Source organism: Bacillus coreaensis, assembly GCF_050586445.1.
GTDB lineage: Bacteria > Bacillota > Bacilli > Bacillales > Cytobacillaceae > Robertmurraya_A > Robertmurraya_A coreaensis.
This window is the reverse complement of sequence record NZ_JBOCCY010000005.1, coordinates 240153-257304: the sequence shown is the minus strand read 5'-3', so window position 1 is coordinate 257304 and position 17152 is coordinate 240153. Positions and strand designations below refer to the sequence as shown.

Annotated in this window: 18 protein-coding genes; 1 reads left to right on the top strand and 17 read right to left on the bottom strand. The window is 36.7% G+C overall.

Annotated features, from left to right (window positions below; all coding sequences use genetic code 11):
- Nucleotides 1-108: 108 nt before the first annotated feature.
- Nucleotides 109-741 (bottom strand): MBL fold metallo-hydrolase, encoded by a 633-nt coding sequence (locus ACQ5H4_RS10535; RefSeq protein WP_430774881.1) that lies wholly within the window; start codon nucleotides 739-741, stop codon nucleotides 109-111.
- A 238-nt stretch (nucleotides 742-979) separates the two neighbouring features.
- Between ACQ5H4_RS10535 and ACQ5H4_RS10530 the strand changes: the two genes are divergently transcribed.
- Nucleotides 980-1153 (top strand): DUF2759 domain-containing protein, encoded by a 174-nt coding sequence (locus ACQ5H4_RS10530; protein ID WP_251514305.1) that lies wholly within the window; start codon nucleotides 980-982, stop codon nucleotides 1151-1153.
- A gap of 54 nt (nucleotides 1154-1207) precedes the next feature.
- Here the strand turns inward: ACQ5H4_RS10530 and ACQ5H4_RS10525 are convergent, their stop codons facing one another.
- The 16 genes from ACQ5H4_RS10525 to ACQ5H4_RS10450 all read right to left on the bottom strand — a co-directional run bounded on the left by ACQ5H4_RS10525 (nucleotide 1208) and on the right by ACQ5H4_RS10450 (nucleotide 17098).
- A complete protein-coding gene (locus ACQ5H4_RS10525) occupies nucleotides 1208-2353 on the bottom strand; it encodes a YqgU-like beta propeller domain-containing protein (RefSeq protein WP_430774880.1) in 1146 nt (381 codons plus the stop codon).
- 73 nt (nucleotides 2354-2426) lie between these two features.
- Complete coding sequence (locus ACQ5H4_RS10520; protein WP_430774879.1) at nucleotides 2427-3614, bottom strand: M14 family metallopeptidase; 1188 nt, start codon at nucleotides 3612-3614, stop codon at nucleotides 2427-2429.
- Nucleotides 3615-3730: 116 nt separating this feature from the next.
- On the bottom strand, nucleotides 3731-5611 hold the full coding sequence (locus ACQ5H4_RS10515; RefSeq protein ID WP_430774878.1) for an LTA synthase family protein: 1881 nt from the start codon (nucleotides 5609-5611) through the stop codon (nucleotides 3731-3733).
- A gap of 251 nt (nucleotides 5612-5862) precedes the next feature.
- Nucleotides 5863-6840, bottom strand: coding sequence for an ROK family glucokinase (locus tag ACQ5H4_RS10510; RefSeq protein ID WP_430774877.1), 978 nt, complete (start codon nucleotides 6838-6840; stop codon nucleotides 5863-5865).
- A gap of 11 nt (nucleotides 6841-6851) precedes the next feature.
- Complete coding sequence (locus ACQ5H4_RS10505; RefSeq protein ID WP_119709126.1) at nucleotides 6852-7052, bottom strand: YqgQ family protein; 201 nt, start codon at nucleotides 7050-7052, stop codon at nucleotides 6852-6854.
- A gap of 123 nt (nucleotides 7053-7175) precedes the next feature.
- Nucleotides 7176-8633 carry a spore germination protein gene (locus ACQ5H4_RS10500; RefSeq protein WP_430774876.1) on the bottom strand — a complete coding sequence of 486 codons (1458 nt, stop codon included), beginning with the start codon at nucleotides 8631-8633 and terminating at the stop codon, nucleotides 7176-7178.
- 141 nt (nucleotides 8634-8774) lie between these two features.
- Nucleotides 8775-10295 carry a rhomboid family intramembrane serine protease gene (locus tag ACQ5H4_RS10495; protein WP_430774875.1) on the bottom strand — a complete coding sequence of 507 codons (1521 nt, stop codon included), beginning with the start codon at nucleotides 10293-10295 and terminating at the stop codon, nucleotides 8775-8777.
- A 141-nt stretch (nucleotides 10296-10436) separates the two neighbouring features.
- Nucleotides 10437-10628 (bottom strand): hypothetical protein, encoded by a 192-nt coding sequence (locus ACQ5H4_RS10490; RefSeq protein ID WP_430774874.1) that lies wholly within the window; start codon nucleotides 10626-10628, stop codon nucleotides 10437-10439.
- Nucleotides 10629-10690: 62 nt separating this feature from the next.
- Nucleotides 10691-11647, bottom strand: a complete 957-nt coding sequence (locus ACQ5H4_RS10485; protein WP_430774873.1) for an L-lactate dehydrogenase — start codon at nucleotides 11645-11647, stop codon at nucleotides 10691-10693.
- A gap of 56 nt (nucleotides 11648-11703) precedes the next feature.
- Nucleotides 11704-12480, bottom strand: coding sequence for a DUF92 domain-containing protein (locus ACQ5H4_RS10480; RefSeq protein WP_430774872.1), 777 nt, complete (start codon nucleotides 12478-12480; stop codon nucleotides 11704-11706).
- Nucleotides 12473-13039, bottom strand: a complete 567-nt coding sequence (locus tag ACQ5H4_RS10475) for a 5-formyltetrahydrofolate cyclo-ligase (protein ID WP_430774871.1) — start codon at nucleotides 13037-13039, stop codon at nucleotides 12473-12475. The genes ACQ5H4_RS10480 and ACQ5H4_RS10475 overlap by 8 nt, the downstream gene beginning before the upstream one ends.
- Nucleotides 13040-13109: 70 nt before the next feature.
- Nucleotides 13110-13259, bottom strand: coding sequence for a 50S ribosomal protein L33 (gene rpmG, locus ACQ5H4_RS10470; RefSeq protein ID WP_066049658.1), 150 nt, complete (start codon nucleotides 13257-13259; stop codon nucleotides 13110-13112).
- Between the two features lie 74 nt (nucleotides 13260-13333).
- A complete protein-coding gene (locus ACQ5H4_RS10465) occupies nucleotides 13334-13963 on the bottom strand; it encodes a hypothetical protein (RefSeq protein WP_430774870.1) in 630 nt (209 codons plus the stop codon).
- A gap of 1 nt (nucleotide 13964) precedes the next feature.
- Complete coding sequence (locus ACQ5H4_RS10460) at nucleotides 13965-15407, bottom strand: nucleotidyltransferase family protein (protein WP_430774869.1); 1443 nt, start codon at nucleotides 15405-15407, stop codon at nucleotides 13965-13967.
- A 52-nt stretch (nucleotides 15408-15459) separates the two neighbouring features.
- Nucleotides 15460-16629 carry a glycosyltransferase family 4 protein gene (locus tag ACQ5H4_RS10455; RefSeq protein WP_430774868.1) on the bottom strand — a complete coding sequence of 390 codons (1170 nt, stop codon included), beginning with the start codon at nucleotides 16627-16629 and terminating at the stop codon, nucleotides 15460-15462.
- Nucleotides 16619-17098 carry a DUF4912 domain-containing protein gene (locus ACQ5H4_RS10450; protein ID WP_430774867.1) on the bottom strand — a complete coding sequence of 160 codons (480 nt, stop codon included), beginning with the start codon at nucleotides 17096-17098 and terminating at the stop codon, nucleotides 16619-16621. Before ACQ5H4_RS10450 ends, ACQ5H4_RS10455 begins: the two co-directional genes overlap by 11 nt.
- Nucleotides 17099-17152 lie beyond the last annotated feature (54 nt).

Sequence of the window (17152 nt, the reverse complement as noted above, 5' to 3'; positions counted from 1 at the left end):
AGTATTTATTTTATAATATCTTATAGTAATTAACCATCCCTCCCAAAAAGGAATGGTAGTATCCCTATGAAAAGACCCTACTCAACTTGAGAAGGGTCTTTTCATTTGTTAAAAACCATTTAAAAACGGATTGGAATCCATCTCGTCACCAATAGTTGTTGTGTATCCATGTCCAGGCAATACTAACGTTTGCTCGGGGAGTACAAGTAGTTTACTATGAATACTCTTAAGAAGCTGTTCATGATTCCCCCCAGGCAGGTCTGTCCTCCCGATGCTCTGCTGAAACAACGCATCTCCTGAAATAACAAATTCTGCTTCTTCGAAGTAAAACGAGACACTACCTGGAGAGTGTCCAGGCGTCTCAAACACGGAAAAAGTAAAGTCTCCAATGGTTATGGTTTCTTCCTTTTCAAAGAAATGATTTGCTGAATTTACTGATGTAGAGACTGGCATCATAAAGAATTTCGAACCGTTTAAAGATGGATCTCCTAACCAGTTTTCTTCTTTCTTATGTATGTACACGGGTACACGATAGTGGTCTCTAATGATGTCTACTGCTCCAATATGGTCAAAATGAGCATGTGTCAACAGGATTGCTTGTGGTACCACTTTTCTCTTTTCTAGTAATTGAATAAGTTTTTTCCCTTCATCCCCCGGGTCAATAACGAGGCAATGATTTCCTTCGGTTACGATATAGCTATTGGTTTGTAACGGACCGAGGGGAACCTGTTCCCATTTCATAAGATTTTCCTCCATATCATTTGATCTTAAGAATATTTTACACTAGTTTTATGGAAAGGAGAAATATTGCTCAACAGAATTGACGTCAAGAAAGTGTCATTTTTAAACCTCGACAAATGGAAAAAAAACCGATACAATAAAATACGAATGTAAACACTTACGTTACATAAAATACTGAAATATGCACGAAATGATAAAAGGCATTTGTCTTTACCATTTGATAAAGGGGGCTGTCAAAGTGGGATTGGTCATTATATTTGCTTTAGTTACATTGCTAGCAGCATATGGAGCATTTAGTTCACTAAAAAACAAAAATTTCCTTGGACTATTTTTTGCTGTAGGAACTTTAGCTATTTTCGGTTTCTTTACAGTTATGACTGTGATCCACCATGGATATCCAGCAACACACTAACACCATAGCGATGCAATAAAAAAGGACTGCGAAAAGAAATTTTCGCAGTCCTTTTTATTCTTCTATTAAACCTATTTTCTTTTTTTCACCAAGGAGGAGGAGGTTTTCTAGGCTGTACCCGTACAGACATAATGTTCCGTTAGGGGAACAGCTGATAGGTTCATTTACTAAGTCTTCGATTACAACTAGCTCCTCATTAGACTCGATTGAAAACTTAATAAGGTCAAACGTCCCTTTATAAGTGTCAATCTCCGAACTATATTCTGGCTTAAATGTATAGAATGTGTGAGACCCCTTGTTATAATCATAAAAAGGAACGGACCATCCTGAAAAATTAGACAGCTGTGGCAACAACAATCTTGACTTCACTTGAAAATCCTGGTCATAAAATGTGTAGTTTCCTACAGTTGATTCCTCATTAGAGTCTATAGTTATGCTAAGCGTGTGTTTCGAAAAAACATCAACCTGATAGACATCCTTCAAGACATCCTTACTTACTTTACTATTAATATTATATTTTTTTAAAGGTGCAGAAAGCGATGGTCTATCCGTACGCCAATCGAGATACAGAAGTTCGTTTACATTACTCCAATACGCAAATGGTTGAGGGATGATTATTTGAGCAAGTGTATTATTGCTTATATCTAATGTATAGGTTTGATACTGCCAATCTTCTGTAAAGCTCGAAATTAGCAAAAGATTTTCATTATACTCATTCCATTCGATAGCCAATTCATTTGAAGGTATCTCTGACGACAAGATGATTTTTCCACTAGACGAGATAATCGTCACCAAACCAGTGCTTGAATTAGGTGAGGAATGAATAAGTATACTGCTTCTAGTAGGGCTAACAGTTACCGAAACAATAGGATAGACACTCGAATACAACAGTGTTGACTGACCTACTACTAAGTCATAGGAATATAAGGCGGACCCGTCACTAGTATCGGTAACATACAGTATTGTTTGATTATCTAACCAGCCATTACCGGAAGAAAAACTTCCCTTCATTTCTTTAATTGGTAGCATAACCTCACCACCAATGAAGGAAAGGGGTATTTCCTTCTTTTTTAACTCTATATTATGTAATGATTGAGGTAAGCTATTTGGTACACTTTCCTTACTACACCCAAATAATAGAACAACAAATAGAAGGAAAAGAATGAGATAAAGTGCATGTTTAATTTTTACTGAAAACACTATTCTTTTCCTCCTTAAAGACAATTAAATTTATTTTACCTTTCTCTATTACGGTGAACAAGTAAAATCTTTCCTAAACATACATGGCAGCTAAAAAAACCCCTAGCATCTCATGGTATATCTTTCTATACTGTGATAATGGAAGTGGGTTGATTCCTTTTCCAAGTTCAAATGTAAACCCAGCCTGTTTAAACTCTTGAATAAACCAATCCTTATAGCCTGCATGGCTGTCGATATACTGTACAGAACGGTATCCACTGACACGTTCAAACTCATTTGCAAGCAAATGTGCCTCAGTAGGTTCTAACCCTTCATAACCCCAATAAAACTCTTCTCCCTGTGAGTGAAAGGCCAACAGTCGATGGAAATTTCTCTCTTTAGCAAGTTGAGCCATTGCAATTGCCTCAGGTTCTGTTAAAGGTTCATTACCAGGGAAATCTCTAGCTGACGGTGCTTTTGGTATTTTCCTCTCTTTTTCAATTTCCCATTTTGCCGGAAATTGATTATTTAGATCGACCCCACGAATATTTGCTTTCCAACCTACAAAATCACTACTCCCACCGTTGTAGGTTCTTAAATGATCCCATTCACTTTCTAACGGACCATGTAATACCAAATCCACTCCATCTGGATTTACCATTGGTACGATAGAAACATCCACACGGTTATAAAGGGCCTGAATATCTACTCCTCTGATCGATCTCTGATTGGTTAATGCTAATAGAAAGGTATTCACTAGCTGCAGGAGAATCGGGGTAGTAATCCATTCATTCGCATGAAAAGAAGCATTATAGTGTAATTTCAAATCTCCCTTGCCAAACCGCAGCTCATGAATTGGATTTCCACGTACACTTTCTCCAATGGTATTTGTTGAGACAAAAGGGTACACTTCAACTAGCTTTTTAATATCTGTTTCAAGTTGGGCTGAATCATAAAAGGTCTGCCCGTGTATGATTGGTTTAATCATTCTCTTTGGAATATGAACAACTTCACCTTGCTCAAAGCTGTTGGGATTGCGCTTCTGATTGACTAACAATAATGCATCAATGGAGAGATTATAGTGAAGAGCTAGTCTCCAGAAAGCATCATTCTGGCCGATACAACGAGTTTCTAGCTCAAATCCTGGAATCTGTATCGTTTGCCCTTTTTCAAGGATCGTATCATTTGTCAGTTTGTTAGCGTCTAGCAGCAAATGAATTGGCAACATAAATAATTGACTATAATAATCCAATGAGTCTCCTGTCCGAACCTTAACTTTCAAGGCCATCATCTCCTTCCTTTATCGATTCATATGAAGAAGATGAAAAAAGATTCCTAGAAAGAATAAGGAAAACGAAGCTATAAAAAAGAGCCTACAAAAAGTAGGCCTCTCTTTGATCACTCACTTGTCTCTTTTTTGATATTCCCAGATTTTTCGTAAAACCGAAGTAAATCTCCGTAAACAATTTTATCAGAGTACTCAAGCTCATTTTTCGCTTTTTCCATGTATGGCTCGCAAGCATCAACAGAATCAATTGCTTCCCCTGTCGATTTGTCATAACATGTGCCTTTCGTGTATACATAATCCTTCGTGATAAAACTTCCGTCACGAAGCACTGTAAACTCTGTAAAGTCTTTAGAAAACAAATCCGAACCAAAATCAATATTTTGCTTTGTATCAATTCCAAGTAAGTGAAGGATGGTAGGCTTTAAATCCACCTGCCCTGAAACATTGTGGATAATCTTTCCTTCTTGCCCAGGAATATGAATGATTAATGGCACTCTTTGAAGCTGTGTACTCTCTAACGGTGTAATTTCTTTTCCTAAAAACTCACCCATTGTCTTATTATGATTTTCAGAAATTCCGTAATGATCCCCATAAAGGATAATAATTGATTCCTCATACAATCCAGTTTCCTTTAGCTCCTCAATAAAGAGTTTTAATGCTTCATCTTGATAGCGGACCGTAGGAAAATAATTATTTACTGTTTTATTAGTAGAATCATAAGGTTGAATATACAAATCTTCCTCGCCAAGTTCAAATGGGAAGTGATTAGTTAGAGTAATAAATTTCGAGTAAAATGGTTTTGGCATATTTAATAAATGATCAACCGATTGTTCAAAGAAAGGAATATCTTTAAGTCCCCAACCAATCGAGTTTGTCTCATCTACGTCATAATCACCTAGGGCATAGAATCTTGTATAGCCTAATGAATCATACATTAAATCACGATTCCAGAAACTCTTGTTATTGGCATGTAGAGAAGCTGTGTAATACCCATTTTCATTTAGTATTTCTGGTGTTGCTCGATACTCATTTTCTGAATGAGTAAAGAATACTGCCCCGCGGCTTAAGCCATATAAAGAATTTTCAACGATAAACTCAGAATCTGACGTTTTTCCTTGTGCGGTTTGGTGATAGAAGTTATCAAAATAATAACTTTCCTTAATAAATTGATTTAGGAAAGGAGTAATTTCTTGCCCATTTACTTCCTGATTAATGACAAAACTTTGAGTTGATTCCATTGAAATTAATATCACATTTTTTCCTTTGGCAATTCCAAACATATCATCACTAGGGCGCTTGTAATTCGCTCGGACATAGTTTTCAATATCCACCAATTCACTGCCGTCTGCTAATGCTCTTTGTGCGGATGATTTGGACTGTAGAAAGGCATCGTAAATATGGTAATTGTATGTTCCAATATTTTTGACAAGCATTTCTCTATCAAATGTTCGAGTAAGAAGTTGTGGTCTTTCTGCTTCAGCCAATCCTAAATTAAAAAATGCAATGGCAGCAGTAAGTAAATAATACGCACTTATCACTACTTTATTACGATTCTTCTGCTCTGTTAATGTTGGTCTCCGTAAAACAAAAGCAACAATAAGAAAGAAATCAGTGAAATATAAAAGATCCTTCCATTCTAATAGTTCATTCACACTGCTTCCTAAGTCCGCCATATTACTTGTTTGAAACAATACCGGTATCGTTAAGAAATCATTAAAGAAACGATAAAAAACAACATTACCAAACAAAACGGCCGACATAAGAAAACTTGTTGTAATAATGAATCGGTTTTGACTTTTCCCCTTTAAAAACAAGCCAATACCAAAGATAAACATTAGGAAACTTAGCGGATTTATAAATAATATAAATTCTTGTCTCCAGTTTTCAATTTTAATATCAAAGCTAGTTTTATAAACGATATACGTTTTTATCCAGAGCAATACGATTGCAATTGCAATCAAAGAGAACTTTGACCACTTCAACTTGTTCATGCAGCAGGTACCTCCTGTATCTTTGGTCAATGGTATATTTTGGTAGAATTATAGTTAACCAAAAATAATCTTAATACTTTTTTAACGAAAAATCAAACTCATCATTATAATTGTTTTGTAGAATGTTAAATGACTGACCTCCATATTACCCTAATAATAGACGTTTGAAACCTAAAAATAGTTTCAACTTTGTCCAATTTTTTTAAAAATAAAAAAGAACCTCCACAATAAATGTAGAGGCTCCTCCCATATTACTTACTTACATAATCCCTTATTAACCAAGCTGCACCAATCACACCTGCATCATTTCCAAGTGTCGCAACAGCGATTTTTGTTGATTCTTTTACTCGTGAGAAGGCGTATTTTTCAAAGTTTTGGCGAACGCTGTCTAGTAAAATATCTCCCGCTTTTGAAACTCCTCCACCAAGAACAATTTTCTCAGGGTTAAGTGTGTTAGCAATATTCGCTAATGATAATCCAAGATGGAAACTTACTTCCTCAATTACTTCTTTTGCAAGCGCATCCCCATTTCTCGCACTATCAAATATATTTTTGGCTGAGATGGTACCTTCTTCACGATATATTGATGCAAGTTCTCCACTTGAATCATGTGCCGCCTGAAGCTTTTCTTTTCCTATTCGAACGATACCTGTTGCTGAAGCTATAGTCTCTAAGCAGCCTGTTTTCCCACAGTTGCAAGGGGCTCCACCGACAGGGATGGATGTAATATGACCAATTTCACCAGCAGCTCCACTTACACCTTGAACAATATGTCCGTTAGCGATCACACCACCTCCAACGCCTGTTCCTAACGTGACAGCTACGATATCCTTCCCACCATTACCAGCACCCTTCCACATTTCACCAAGTGCGGCACAGTTAGCATCATTATCGATGATCGCAGGTAAGGAAGTTTCTACTTCTAATAAATCCTTTAAAGGATAGTTATCATCCCATCCTAAATTTACAACGTTGTAGATAATGCCTGTTGCATAATCCACTGGACCAGGTGCACCCATCCCTATCCCTAAAAGCTTACTTTTAGGCTGGTCTAATTCTTCAAGTGCCTGATCGATTGATTTGGCTATATTAATCGTAATATTTTTCCCCTTATTGCTATTATCTGTTGGAATTTCCCATTTTTTTAAGATTTCACCGTATTGATTAATAAAAGCAAGCTTTGTTGTTGTTCCTCCTAAATCTACCCCAACCAACCACTTATCTGTCATATTTACACCTACTATTCTTTATTTTTTAATTGTTGAATTTCATGACGGACAATAAATAATGCCGTTTGAAAGTCCTGTTCTTCAATCAACTGAGATTGATATAATTCCTTCAGTTCTTCCTCCATCAACTCTAAATCAGCAAGGCGGTCTCCAACGTAAATAATGGTTCCAAACTTCTTTAAAAATTGTTGAATATCGTATGTATTCTTCATCTAATTACCTCAAGTACTAAATTGTGAAAGCTTGTACAAACGCTTTCATAAAAAGTATAATCGAAAAACAAGCTTTACTCAATACTACAAAAAAAATATGCCTTTCAAAAAGAAAGACATGCGTTATCTATCGGGATCTTTGGGATGTAAAATTTCTGGCCTCTTACTTTTCAAAGGAATGGGGGATCGAATTAGAACATCTTTTAGTGCTTTTATATCAAAGGGGATGAATGGCCAAAGATATGGGACACCAAAAGATTTCATATTTGCGAGCAAAAGGATTAGTAATCCGGTCCCTACCACAAATCCGATCGTATGGAATAGCGCTGTAAAAATTAGTAAGCACAGCCTTACTAGTCTTGATGCTAAGCTTAACTCATAGCTTGGTGTTGCAAACGTTCCAAGAGCTGCAATAGAGAAGTATAATATGACTTCATTACTCAATAATCCTACTTCGACAGCAACTTGTCCAATCATCAAGGCTGCTACAAGACCAAGTGCAGTGGCTAACGCTGATGGAGTATGAATAGCTGCCATCCTTAGTACATCGAGCCCAATCTCAATCAGAAGAAACTGTAAAAAGAGGGGAATTTGTCCCATCTCATTTGGCCCTATGAAGGCAAGAGCTTTTGGTAACAATTCTTTATTCGTCGCTAATAAATACCACATGGGCAACAAAAAGATAGAAGACCACACCGCAATAAAACGTACTAATCTAAGATACGCACCAACAATAGGTTTGTTCCGATACTCCTCTGCATGCTGCAGATGATGCCAAAAGGTAACCGGGGCAATGATCACACTCGGTGACCCATCGACGATAATACATACATGTCCCTCATATAAATGGGTAGCCGCTGTATCTGGCCTTTCGGTATATCGAATAACAGGGAACGGGTTCCAATGTCTACCTGATAAATACTCTTCGATTGTTTTATCTGCCATCGGTAAGCCATCCGTATCAATTTTTGATATAGCTTCTTTCAACTGTTTAACCATATGGGGATCGGCAATATCTTCTATATAACTAATGACAATATCCGTCTTTGATCTTCTTCCGACCTGCAAATATTCCATCCGCAACGTACGGTCTCTTACTCTTCTTCGAGTCAAGGCTGTATTAAAAACTAGTGTCTCGACAAAGCCATCTCTTGCTCCCCTAACCACCCTTTCAATATCCGGCTCTTGAGGACCACGAACTGGATAAGTTCTTGCATCAATTAGAATGGCCGTTGGTATCCCATCTACAAGAAGAGCTGTAGGACCTGCTAATACGGTGTCGACAACCTTATCCAAATCGTCGGTAGTTTCTACTTCGACATAAGGAATATACGTTTTAAGCAACGCACTCAGTGCATCAGGCTCAAGCTGTTCCTTCTTTAAATCAGCCAACAGCTTCATTAAATAATGAAGAATATCATCTTTTACAAAGCCATCGACAAAATAAAACGCCATTCCTTTCTCTGCGTATTCTACATCTAACTGAATAACATCAAAGCTTTTATCAACACCTAGAGCATCCCTTAAATAACTTGTATTGGTATGTAGTTTTGAACTCACCTTATGTTTTACTGCTTCCATAGCGTCACCTCGTTCAATTAAAGAACTTGCTCCAAACATTTCCATGTATACTTCAACATCATAGACATCCCCCCAAAAAAACATACGCTATCAATAGAAAAAAGGTAATGCTATAAAACATCACCTTAAAGAAAAATGAATTTATTGTTGTAATTTGTCTATAAAACTTTGATACTCCTCTCGATCGGGAGCAAGCTTTGCTGCTTTTTGTGCATATGTTAGTGACTCTTCTTTGTTTCCTAATTCATAGTAAATGAGGGACAGATTAAAGAATGCCTCATGAAAATATTTATCAAGTTCAATTGCTCTTAGTAAATGATTTTCCGCAGAAGATAGATCATTTCGTTTAATCTCAACATAAGAAAGCTGAAAAAATAATTCTGCAGAAGACTGATGTGTTTGAATAGCATTAGTCAATAAACGATAAGCTTTATCATAGTTTTCATCTTGAAGATATACCTGAGACAGAATCATCACCGATTGTGAATCTGTAATTTTTTCTGGATTTGTGTAGCCATACCATAACATACTACCCATCGCAGATAGAGTAAGGAATAAAAAAAATGTTTGCTGTACCCATTTTTTGAATTTTGGAAAATGGACAATCGATGCGGCTAGAAATCCTCCTACAAGACCACCAAGATGGCCAGCGTTATCAATTCCTGGGATCGTAAAACCAAGAGACAGGTTGATGGCAATGACAACAAGAACATTAAAGCCCATTGTCCGAAAGAAGAGGGAACGATAGTTAAGCCCAAAGTATAGAAGAGCTCCAAAGCAGCCAAAAATTGCTCCACTTGCACCAGCTGAAAGACTTGTAGTGAATAAAAAACTTGCCAGTGAGCCGCTAAAACCAGCGACCAAATATATAAAAAGAAATCTCATTCGTCCATATATTCTTTCAATCGTAGGGCCAAGATAGTACAACGCCAATGTATTCATAAACAAATGAAAAAATCCAATATGAAGTAGAATGGGTGTTAAAAACCTCCACCATTCTCCCTCTATAATAAGCGGATTGAACTTCGCACCATACTTAATGAGTGTGGCTGTATTTGTGCTTCCACCTTTCCACTCAAGAAAAAGGAAAGCGATGATTTGAAGGACTATGAAGAAATATGTAAAAAAGGGTTTTCCATTTTCAAACATCGACTTCTCAATTTTTATACGATGAATTGCTGTTTCTAACGTAGCGTTTTTTAAGAGTTCAATTTCATCTAGAGAGTATTCTTCCTTGCCCTCAAGTGGTATTTCTTCACTAAATACATGTTCCAATTCAGATATTTCCTTATTATATGTGTCCCGTGTAATCAACTTTGTGATGATATTTGTTTTGAGAATCTTTTTTTCGGAAAGCAGAAAATCATAGTCATCAACCGGTGGATAAGATGACAAATATAAATTTAATACGTTTGCCTCGCCGCGAATCAATTGACGTCGGATTACTTCACCATTGTTTCCACAATTCTCAATATCTCGAGAAAGCCAATTGCTCCAGTCTAAGTCGATCCGTCTAAGACGAATAATTGGTACTTGTTTGTTTTCTACTTTTTCAAACCACAATTCCTCTTGCGAAGGTGAGGTCTTTAATAGTCGATACTCCTTTTTATGAACAAGAAAATGCGCAAGCTTCCAAAATAAATAATCTTCTAATTTGTTCAAGCTTCCCCCTCTTTCCTTTACAAACATTTACTCACATTATATACGAGATTAGTTCCTAATAAAAAAGTTTTGAGTTTGGCCCTTTTACGAAAGGTAAACGCACATAAAAAAGACCAAAGCACAAAACTTTGGTCTTTTTTATTAATAGGCAGTACGTCCAGAGAATACCGTTTTTGTCATTAAATTTCTAACATACGGTACATTCATTAAGGAACTAACAACCATTCTTCTTATCATTGGACTACCGAGTACGATATTTACCAATCGAAAACGATTCTTATAGGCATAATATCCACCAATACCAACTAATACCATGGAAAATAAACGTGACATTTTCATCCCTCCTACCTATAGTTTGAAACGTCAAATTCATTTTTATCCATGACAAATAAAAATCATTTTTCAATCTTCATGACAGGTTCCATTGTCTTTTTTAGCACTTTAACAGAGTGAGCAAACTTTACCTTCTCTGTTTCATCTAAATCTAAATGGACTACTTCTCTAATCCCATTTCTGTTTACTACTGCAGGTACGCCTATGTATACATCATTTTGATCGTATTCTCCATTAAGATGGGCTGAAACAGTAAGAACCGAATTTTCATTTTGCAGAATCGCTTTTGTTACACGAACTAAGCCCATGGCGATTCCATAAAAAGTCGCACCTTTTCTTTCAATAATGTGATAAGCTGCATCCCTTACATTAAGAAATAGCTCCTCTAAATCCGCTTGCTTATACTCACTATTTTTCTTAATCCATTGTGAAATTGGAATCCCGGCAATATCAGCGCGACTCCATACAGGAAGCTCTGTATCACCATGCTCACCGATAATGTAGGCATGAACATTTCTTGTATCCACATCGAAATAATCTCCTAACAGGTAGCGAAACCTTGCTGTATCAAGAATCGTACCAGATCCGATGACTCTCTCCTTAGGCAGGCCAGAAAATTTCCAGACAGCATAGGTTAAAATATCAACCGGATTTGTAGCAACTAAAAAAATACCATCAAAGGAATTTGCCATAACTTGCTCAACAATCCCTTTAAAAATATGGGTATTTTTTTCAACTAGGTCTAATCTTGTTTCACCCGGCTTTTGATTTGCCCCTGCACAGATGACAACTAAATCAGCATCTTTACAATCACTATAATCACCAAACCATATCTTTGTTGGGCTTGGAGCAAAAGGCATCCCATGGTTTAAATCCATAGCATCACCTTCTGATTTTTCTTTATTTAAATCAATTAGCACTAGCTCTTCCGTTACCCCTTGGTTTAACAGTGCAAATGCATAACTCGAACCTACAGCACCTGTTCCAATTAGAGCTACGCGATTAACATGATTTTTCATTCCATTCCCTCCTTAGTTCATTACTTATCGTTTCCACAATCATTTATTTTCATGACCTAATACATTAACAATATCGCAATCGCAGGAGCAAAGCCAGATATAAAGTTAACTACGTCATTATTAAAGAATTTCCTACCTCTTATTAGGGCTGTTTTTCTTTGACAATGAACCATTTTCTCGGTTTCCACACCACAGTGTGAACATCTATATAACGCTTGTACATATGCACCGAGGAAAGTATCAATGACATTGCCAAGAAACCCCAAAAGGAAAATCATCCAAAATTCAGATATTTGCAAGTTGAATAACACGTAAGATGAATATGAAATCACCATTGCACCAGCTATCGCTGCCATTGTGCCTAACATACTGACTGCTCCCGACGTTCCTCTTTCAACAACTGAAAAAGTACGAACAGAATAAGGACGTCTTTTACTTAACGTGCCAATTTCCGATGCCCAAGTATCAGAGTTAGAAGTAGCAATAAAAACACAAAAAGCTAAAAGTAAACTGTTGGTTTGAAAGAATCCATACAAAACGCTTATTAGCGCCGCCATTCCACCATTGGCCAACACTTGCTGATAATCCCGCCTTGAACCCTTCGCATGCATCTCCTCGACTGCCATCTTGTCCTTCCTTTTGTATATAGACCAAAGACTTGAAGAAGCAAAAAATATCCCTAATAAAATCAAACCTTTTATCCCTAAGCTAAAGCAAATAAGTAAACCCACAAAAACGGCTGAAACGCTTCCTGACTTTGTCAAGAAGCGCAAGGCATACCCAAGAAGAGATGCCAAAATGATAAAGGAAGGGATTAGGATATATTCAATCACTACTAAAAACCTCCTCTGGGGTAATTAGCTTTTTTACAGGTATATCATGTGGTTCTAACGGAAGGGAAGATAAGATTTGCTCTGGAAAAGCCAAAGAGATGGTCTTTCCTTCATAATCACTTAAAAAACGATCATAATAACCACCACCGAAACCGATACGGTAGCCTTTTGTTGTATATCCTAAGCCTGGAACAATAACTAAATCTATTTTACTTTTATGAACTTCAACCGTTTGACTGACAATTGGTTCTAGAAGACCAAAAAAGACGGATTCTAGCTGTTCAAAAGTTTGAATTACATGAAAAGTCATTGTACGAGTCTGCTTGTGACACTTTGGAACAACAATCGTTTTCCCTGTTTTCCAGGCTTTTCGGATGATAGGGTATGTATCTACTTCAGGTGTTCTCGAAATAGTGATTGCAATAGTAGTAGCGTCCTTCCACTCCTCTGTTTTGAATAAACGAGTAGCAATCTGATTGGATTGGCTTTCATATTGTTGTTGTGGCTTTTGCTGAAGATCTTGTTGAAGGATGGAGCGAAGGGACCTTTTATTAGTCAATGATTTTCCCCCTAGTATCTGAATAGTTGTTTGTAAACACAAAAAAAAGCAGTGGGAATGACCCTACTGCTTATTTTGTTTCACGGTGTAAAGTAACTCGCTTTAATCTTGGGCAATATTTTTTCAGCTCGATACGATCTGGGTTATTGCGCTTATTTTTTGTAGTGATATAGTTACGATCACCAGTTTCAGTGCAAGCTAATGTAATGTTCACACGCATATTTATCCCTCCAAACTCTATCTGTTCAGACTTGTTCGTTATTTGTTCATACGACTTTTCTATAATACCATTATTTATTTTGAAATGCTAGTGTGTTTTTTTAAAATTGTATCATTAAGATGTAGAAGTAAATTCTTTTCAGTTCCTTGAATCACCCAAGCGGTGCCTTTTCTTAAAGTTTTAGCAGGAATGGTTAAATTGAGGGTAAAAATACTTGCCGCAGCTCCCTTTCCCATCGGTTGATATTTTAATATTCCTTTTTTTTGATCTGCCCATATTTGGTCAGTTGGAATATTCCAAAGAGGCTGAACGGTTTGTTGAATGGTTCCTTCTTCAGACCGCCCATTTACTAGAAACATTTTTTCACCTGAAAGATGAAAAATTACTTTTTCAAGGGGCGATACAAACGAAAGGTGCTCAGTCGCTACTTCGTGGTGACGACTCATAAAGACTAGCTTCATGTTCTTTTCCACTTCGTTATGATTTCTGACATATACTTGGAACAAACGAACTTTTGAATGAATACTTTCTTCTTTAACATGAATGGAAATCGACTCTGAAGAAATTAATTTTTCATGTCCATTTGAAATCCAGTGCATATTCCCACCTATCCAAATACCAGGAATAGTTGAAAACTGTTTTCTCATATTCGGAGTGTGCTTATCTGGGTCCTTTTCCATTGACAAATACGTATTTGTTATCATTTTACACCCCTTGATAGATCGTTATTTGGTTACGGCACTCATAGGACATTGCTCTAGCAACTTCAATACTCTCCGCATGTGTATAGATGGTAATATACTCTTCCATTTCGAACGGAAAAATATATACCCAACGATTATCACTCAAGTGGAGCTTGATTCCTTCTTTAATGTTAATATTCTTCGTCTTTTCAAGCATACTCTCAATAAGTATTCTAACCATTTTACTTTTTAAGTTTGATGGGCAATGAATTTTTGTTACAGTCACTATTGCATCAAATGGTATTTTGGTTTCAAGTTTCTCCATGCTGTATTCACTACCCGGATGATCTTCATGCTCATAGGTGGAACCATTTTCAAAAAAATCGTTAGGTTGGGAAATGACATGTCTATTTAATTTACTCTGTATCTCTTTCTTACCAAAAACCATCATATTATCTACCATATTTGCTCCCTCTTCAACCACAACAAATGAAGCAATGACACAATTTACAATGTGAGAATCCTTTTTAACTTGAACTCCGTCCCATAAAATAGAATCTTCTATAAAACAGTCACTCTCAATGACACAATTTTTACCGATGACCGTATTGGCACCGATGACCGTATTTGATTCAAGTCGAGAACCTTCACCAATAAGAACCGGACCTTCAATGTTACACAACGGATCAATCTCGCAGTTCGGACCAACCCACACACTCTTTTTAATCTCCTTGTATCCTTTTTTTTCTTCCCATCCCAAGGAGGGTGACAAATAATCTCGATGAACTTGGTGGTATGTATGAATCTGTCCAATATCAATCCAATAGCCCTCCAAACTAAAGCTGTAAAGAGCAACATTCTTTTGCAGTAATAGAGGAAATAAATCATGGCTAAAATCGAATGGACGGTCACTTGGAATATAGTTTAATATGGACGGTTCAATAATATAAATTCCTGTATTAATTTGATCACTAAAGATTAAGTGCTGTGGTGGCTTTTCTAAAAAGCAACGAACTTTTCCTTCCTTATCCTTAATGACTATCCCATAATGCTCTGGGTGTGCCATCGAGGTTGTTACTACTGTAAGGTCACTTCTTGACTCAAAATGGAATGTAACAGCCTTTTGAAGATCAAATTGATTAACCACATCTGAAGAGATCACAATAAATGTTCCATCAATAAACTCCTTTAAAGCTTGAAGACCACCTGCAGTCCCCATTGGGTTTGTCTCATAAAAATAAACAAGCTTTACTCCATATTTGCTCCCGTCACCACAATGTTTTTGTATTTTCGTAGCTAGATGATGGATTGTTATGGCTATTTCAGTCACTCCCTGTGATTTTAACCATGAGATACAAAGATCAATTACAGGAATATTCATAATGGGTACGAGAGGTTTTGGAGTTAACAATGTAAGTGGCGACATCCGGGACCCTTTCCCACCAGCCAAAATCACGCCCTTCATTCTTATCTCTCCCCTACTTCCTTTGTTTGTGTGAACTTAGTTATAACCTAATCTACAAAACTGTTTCTTCGAAAACTCGGTGTGTATCCTCCGCAATTCTTTTCCAGCTATACATAGCCTCAACCATTTCTTTCCCACTCTCACCTAGTTGAATAGCAAGTTCTTCATTGTCTAAAAGAATTGTTGCCTGCTCAATAAAACTCTTTGGATCATTGCTGCTCATTAATAAACCTGTGTGTAAATGATAGATAATACTCTTTAGACCTCCAACATTTGATACAATTGTTGGTTTCGAATAGGCCATAGCTTCTAGCGCAACGATCCCAAACGGCTCATACAAACTTGGAAATACAGCAAAATAACATTGCTTAAAAAGGGCTTCTCTCTCAGCATCTGTAACAAAACCAATAAAATATATATTTTTTAGCCCGAGCATCTCCACTCGATGTCTGAACTCTTGGAGCATCGGACCTTTCCCAGCAATCATGAAGTAAACATCAGGTCGCCTTCTTTCCATTTCTTTCGCTGCCTCAATGAGAGTATGGAAACCTTTTTCCTTTACCATCCTACCAATTGAAAACACCATTTTTTTCTCTTGATGGATTGGGAATTTATCCAATACTTCCTTACTATAAATAATGTTGGCAATGCTTGTATCTATTCCATTGGGAATCATGACAATTTTATGAGGCTCTATATCAAAAATGTGAAGTACTTCTTCTTGCATAGATGTACTGCAAATAATCACTTTATCTGAATAATGAATAAGCTCTTTCTCTTGTTCATAAATCTTCTTTTGCATTTCTGTATATATGCCTTCGTTCCTACCATGTTCAGTAGCATGAATCGTAGTAACTAAAGGTAATTGTCGTTTCTCTTTTAATGTCACCGCAGCAGCGCCTACGAGCCAATCATGAGCATGAATCAAAGCATATTCGTGTTCTTCCATAAGATCCATTGCTTGATGAATAATTGATAAGTTTAAACCACCCACCCAACGAATAAAACTGGGTTCTCCCTCATTTAAAGGAACTACCCTAAAAATTTCTATATTTCCTATTCTTTCATACTTAGGAAGCTCCTCAATCCAAGTCGTTATGATATGGATCTGATAGCCAATTGAGGTTAATGCTTTAGCTAATCCTTCCACATGTCTGGACAAGCCTCCAACAACATTAGGAGGGTACTCCCATGAAAGCATAAGAATTTTCTTATTGTTCACGTTCCCACTCACTTTCCTTTACATTTTCATAAAAGCTGTATGTACTTACATATTCATTCCAGCCTCGTGAATTTCTTACCAGTGTTTTTGGTTTTTCAATGAAATCTGTTTGTTCTATTTGAATACAATCAGACCGATGAACGGGGAAGTATTGATCTTCCAGTAAAAACCCTAATTCTAGTAAATATACTTTGTTTTCCTTTAGTCCTTTTAACGTCCAATAGTTTTGTTGTTGGGGAACTCTTATATCTAGGTAAGGTGAAGTTACCTCATTATCACGTAGTTGTTTGGAAACGTCATACACTCTCACAATCTGATCTTTTATAGAATCTTTAAAAAAGCGTTGTATAACGTCCAATTTTAGTGGTGATGTATACCAACATACGAAAAGCTTGTCTTTAGCAATAAATTGAGTGTGTATCCCGTCCTTTTCCTTTGTTTTAGCCAATGTATTGGAAACAATCGTCATTATGCACCTCAAGAATTAAGAAATTAACAGTATATGTTTACTTTCAATTAAAAT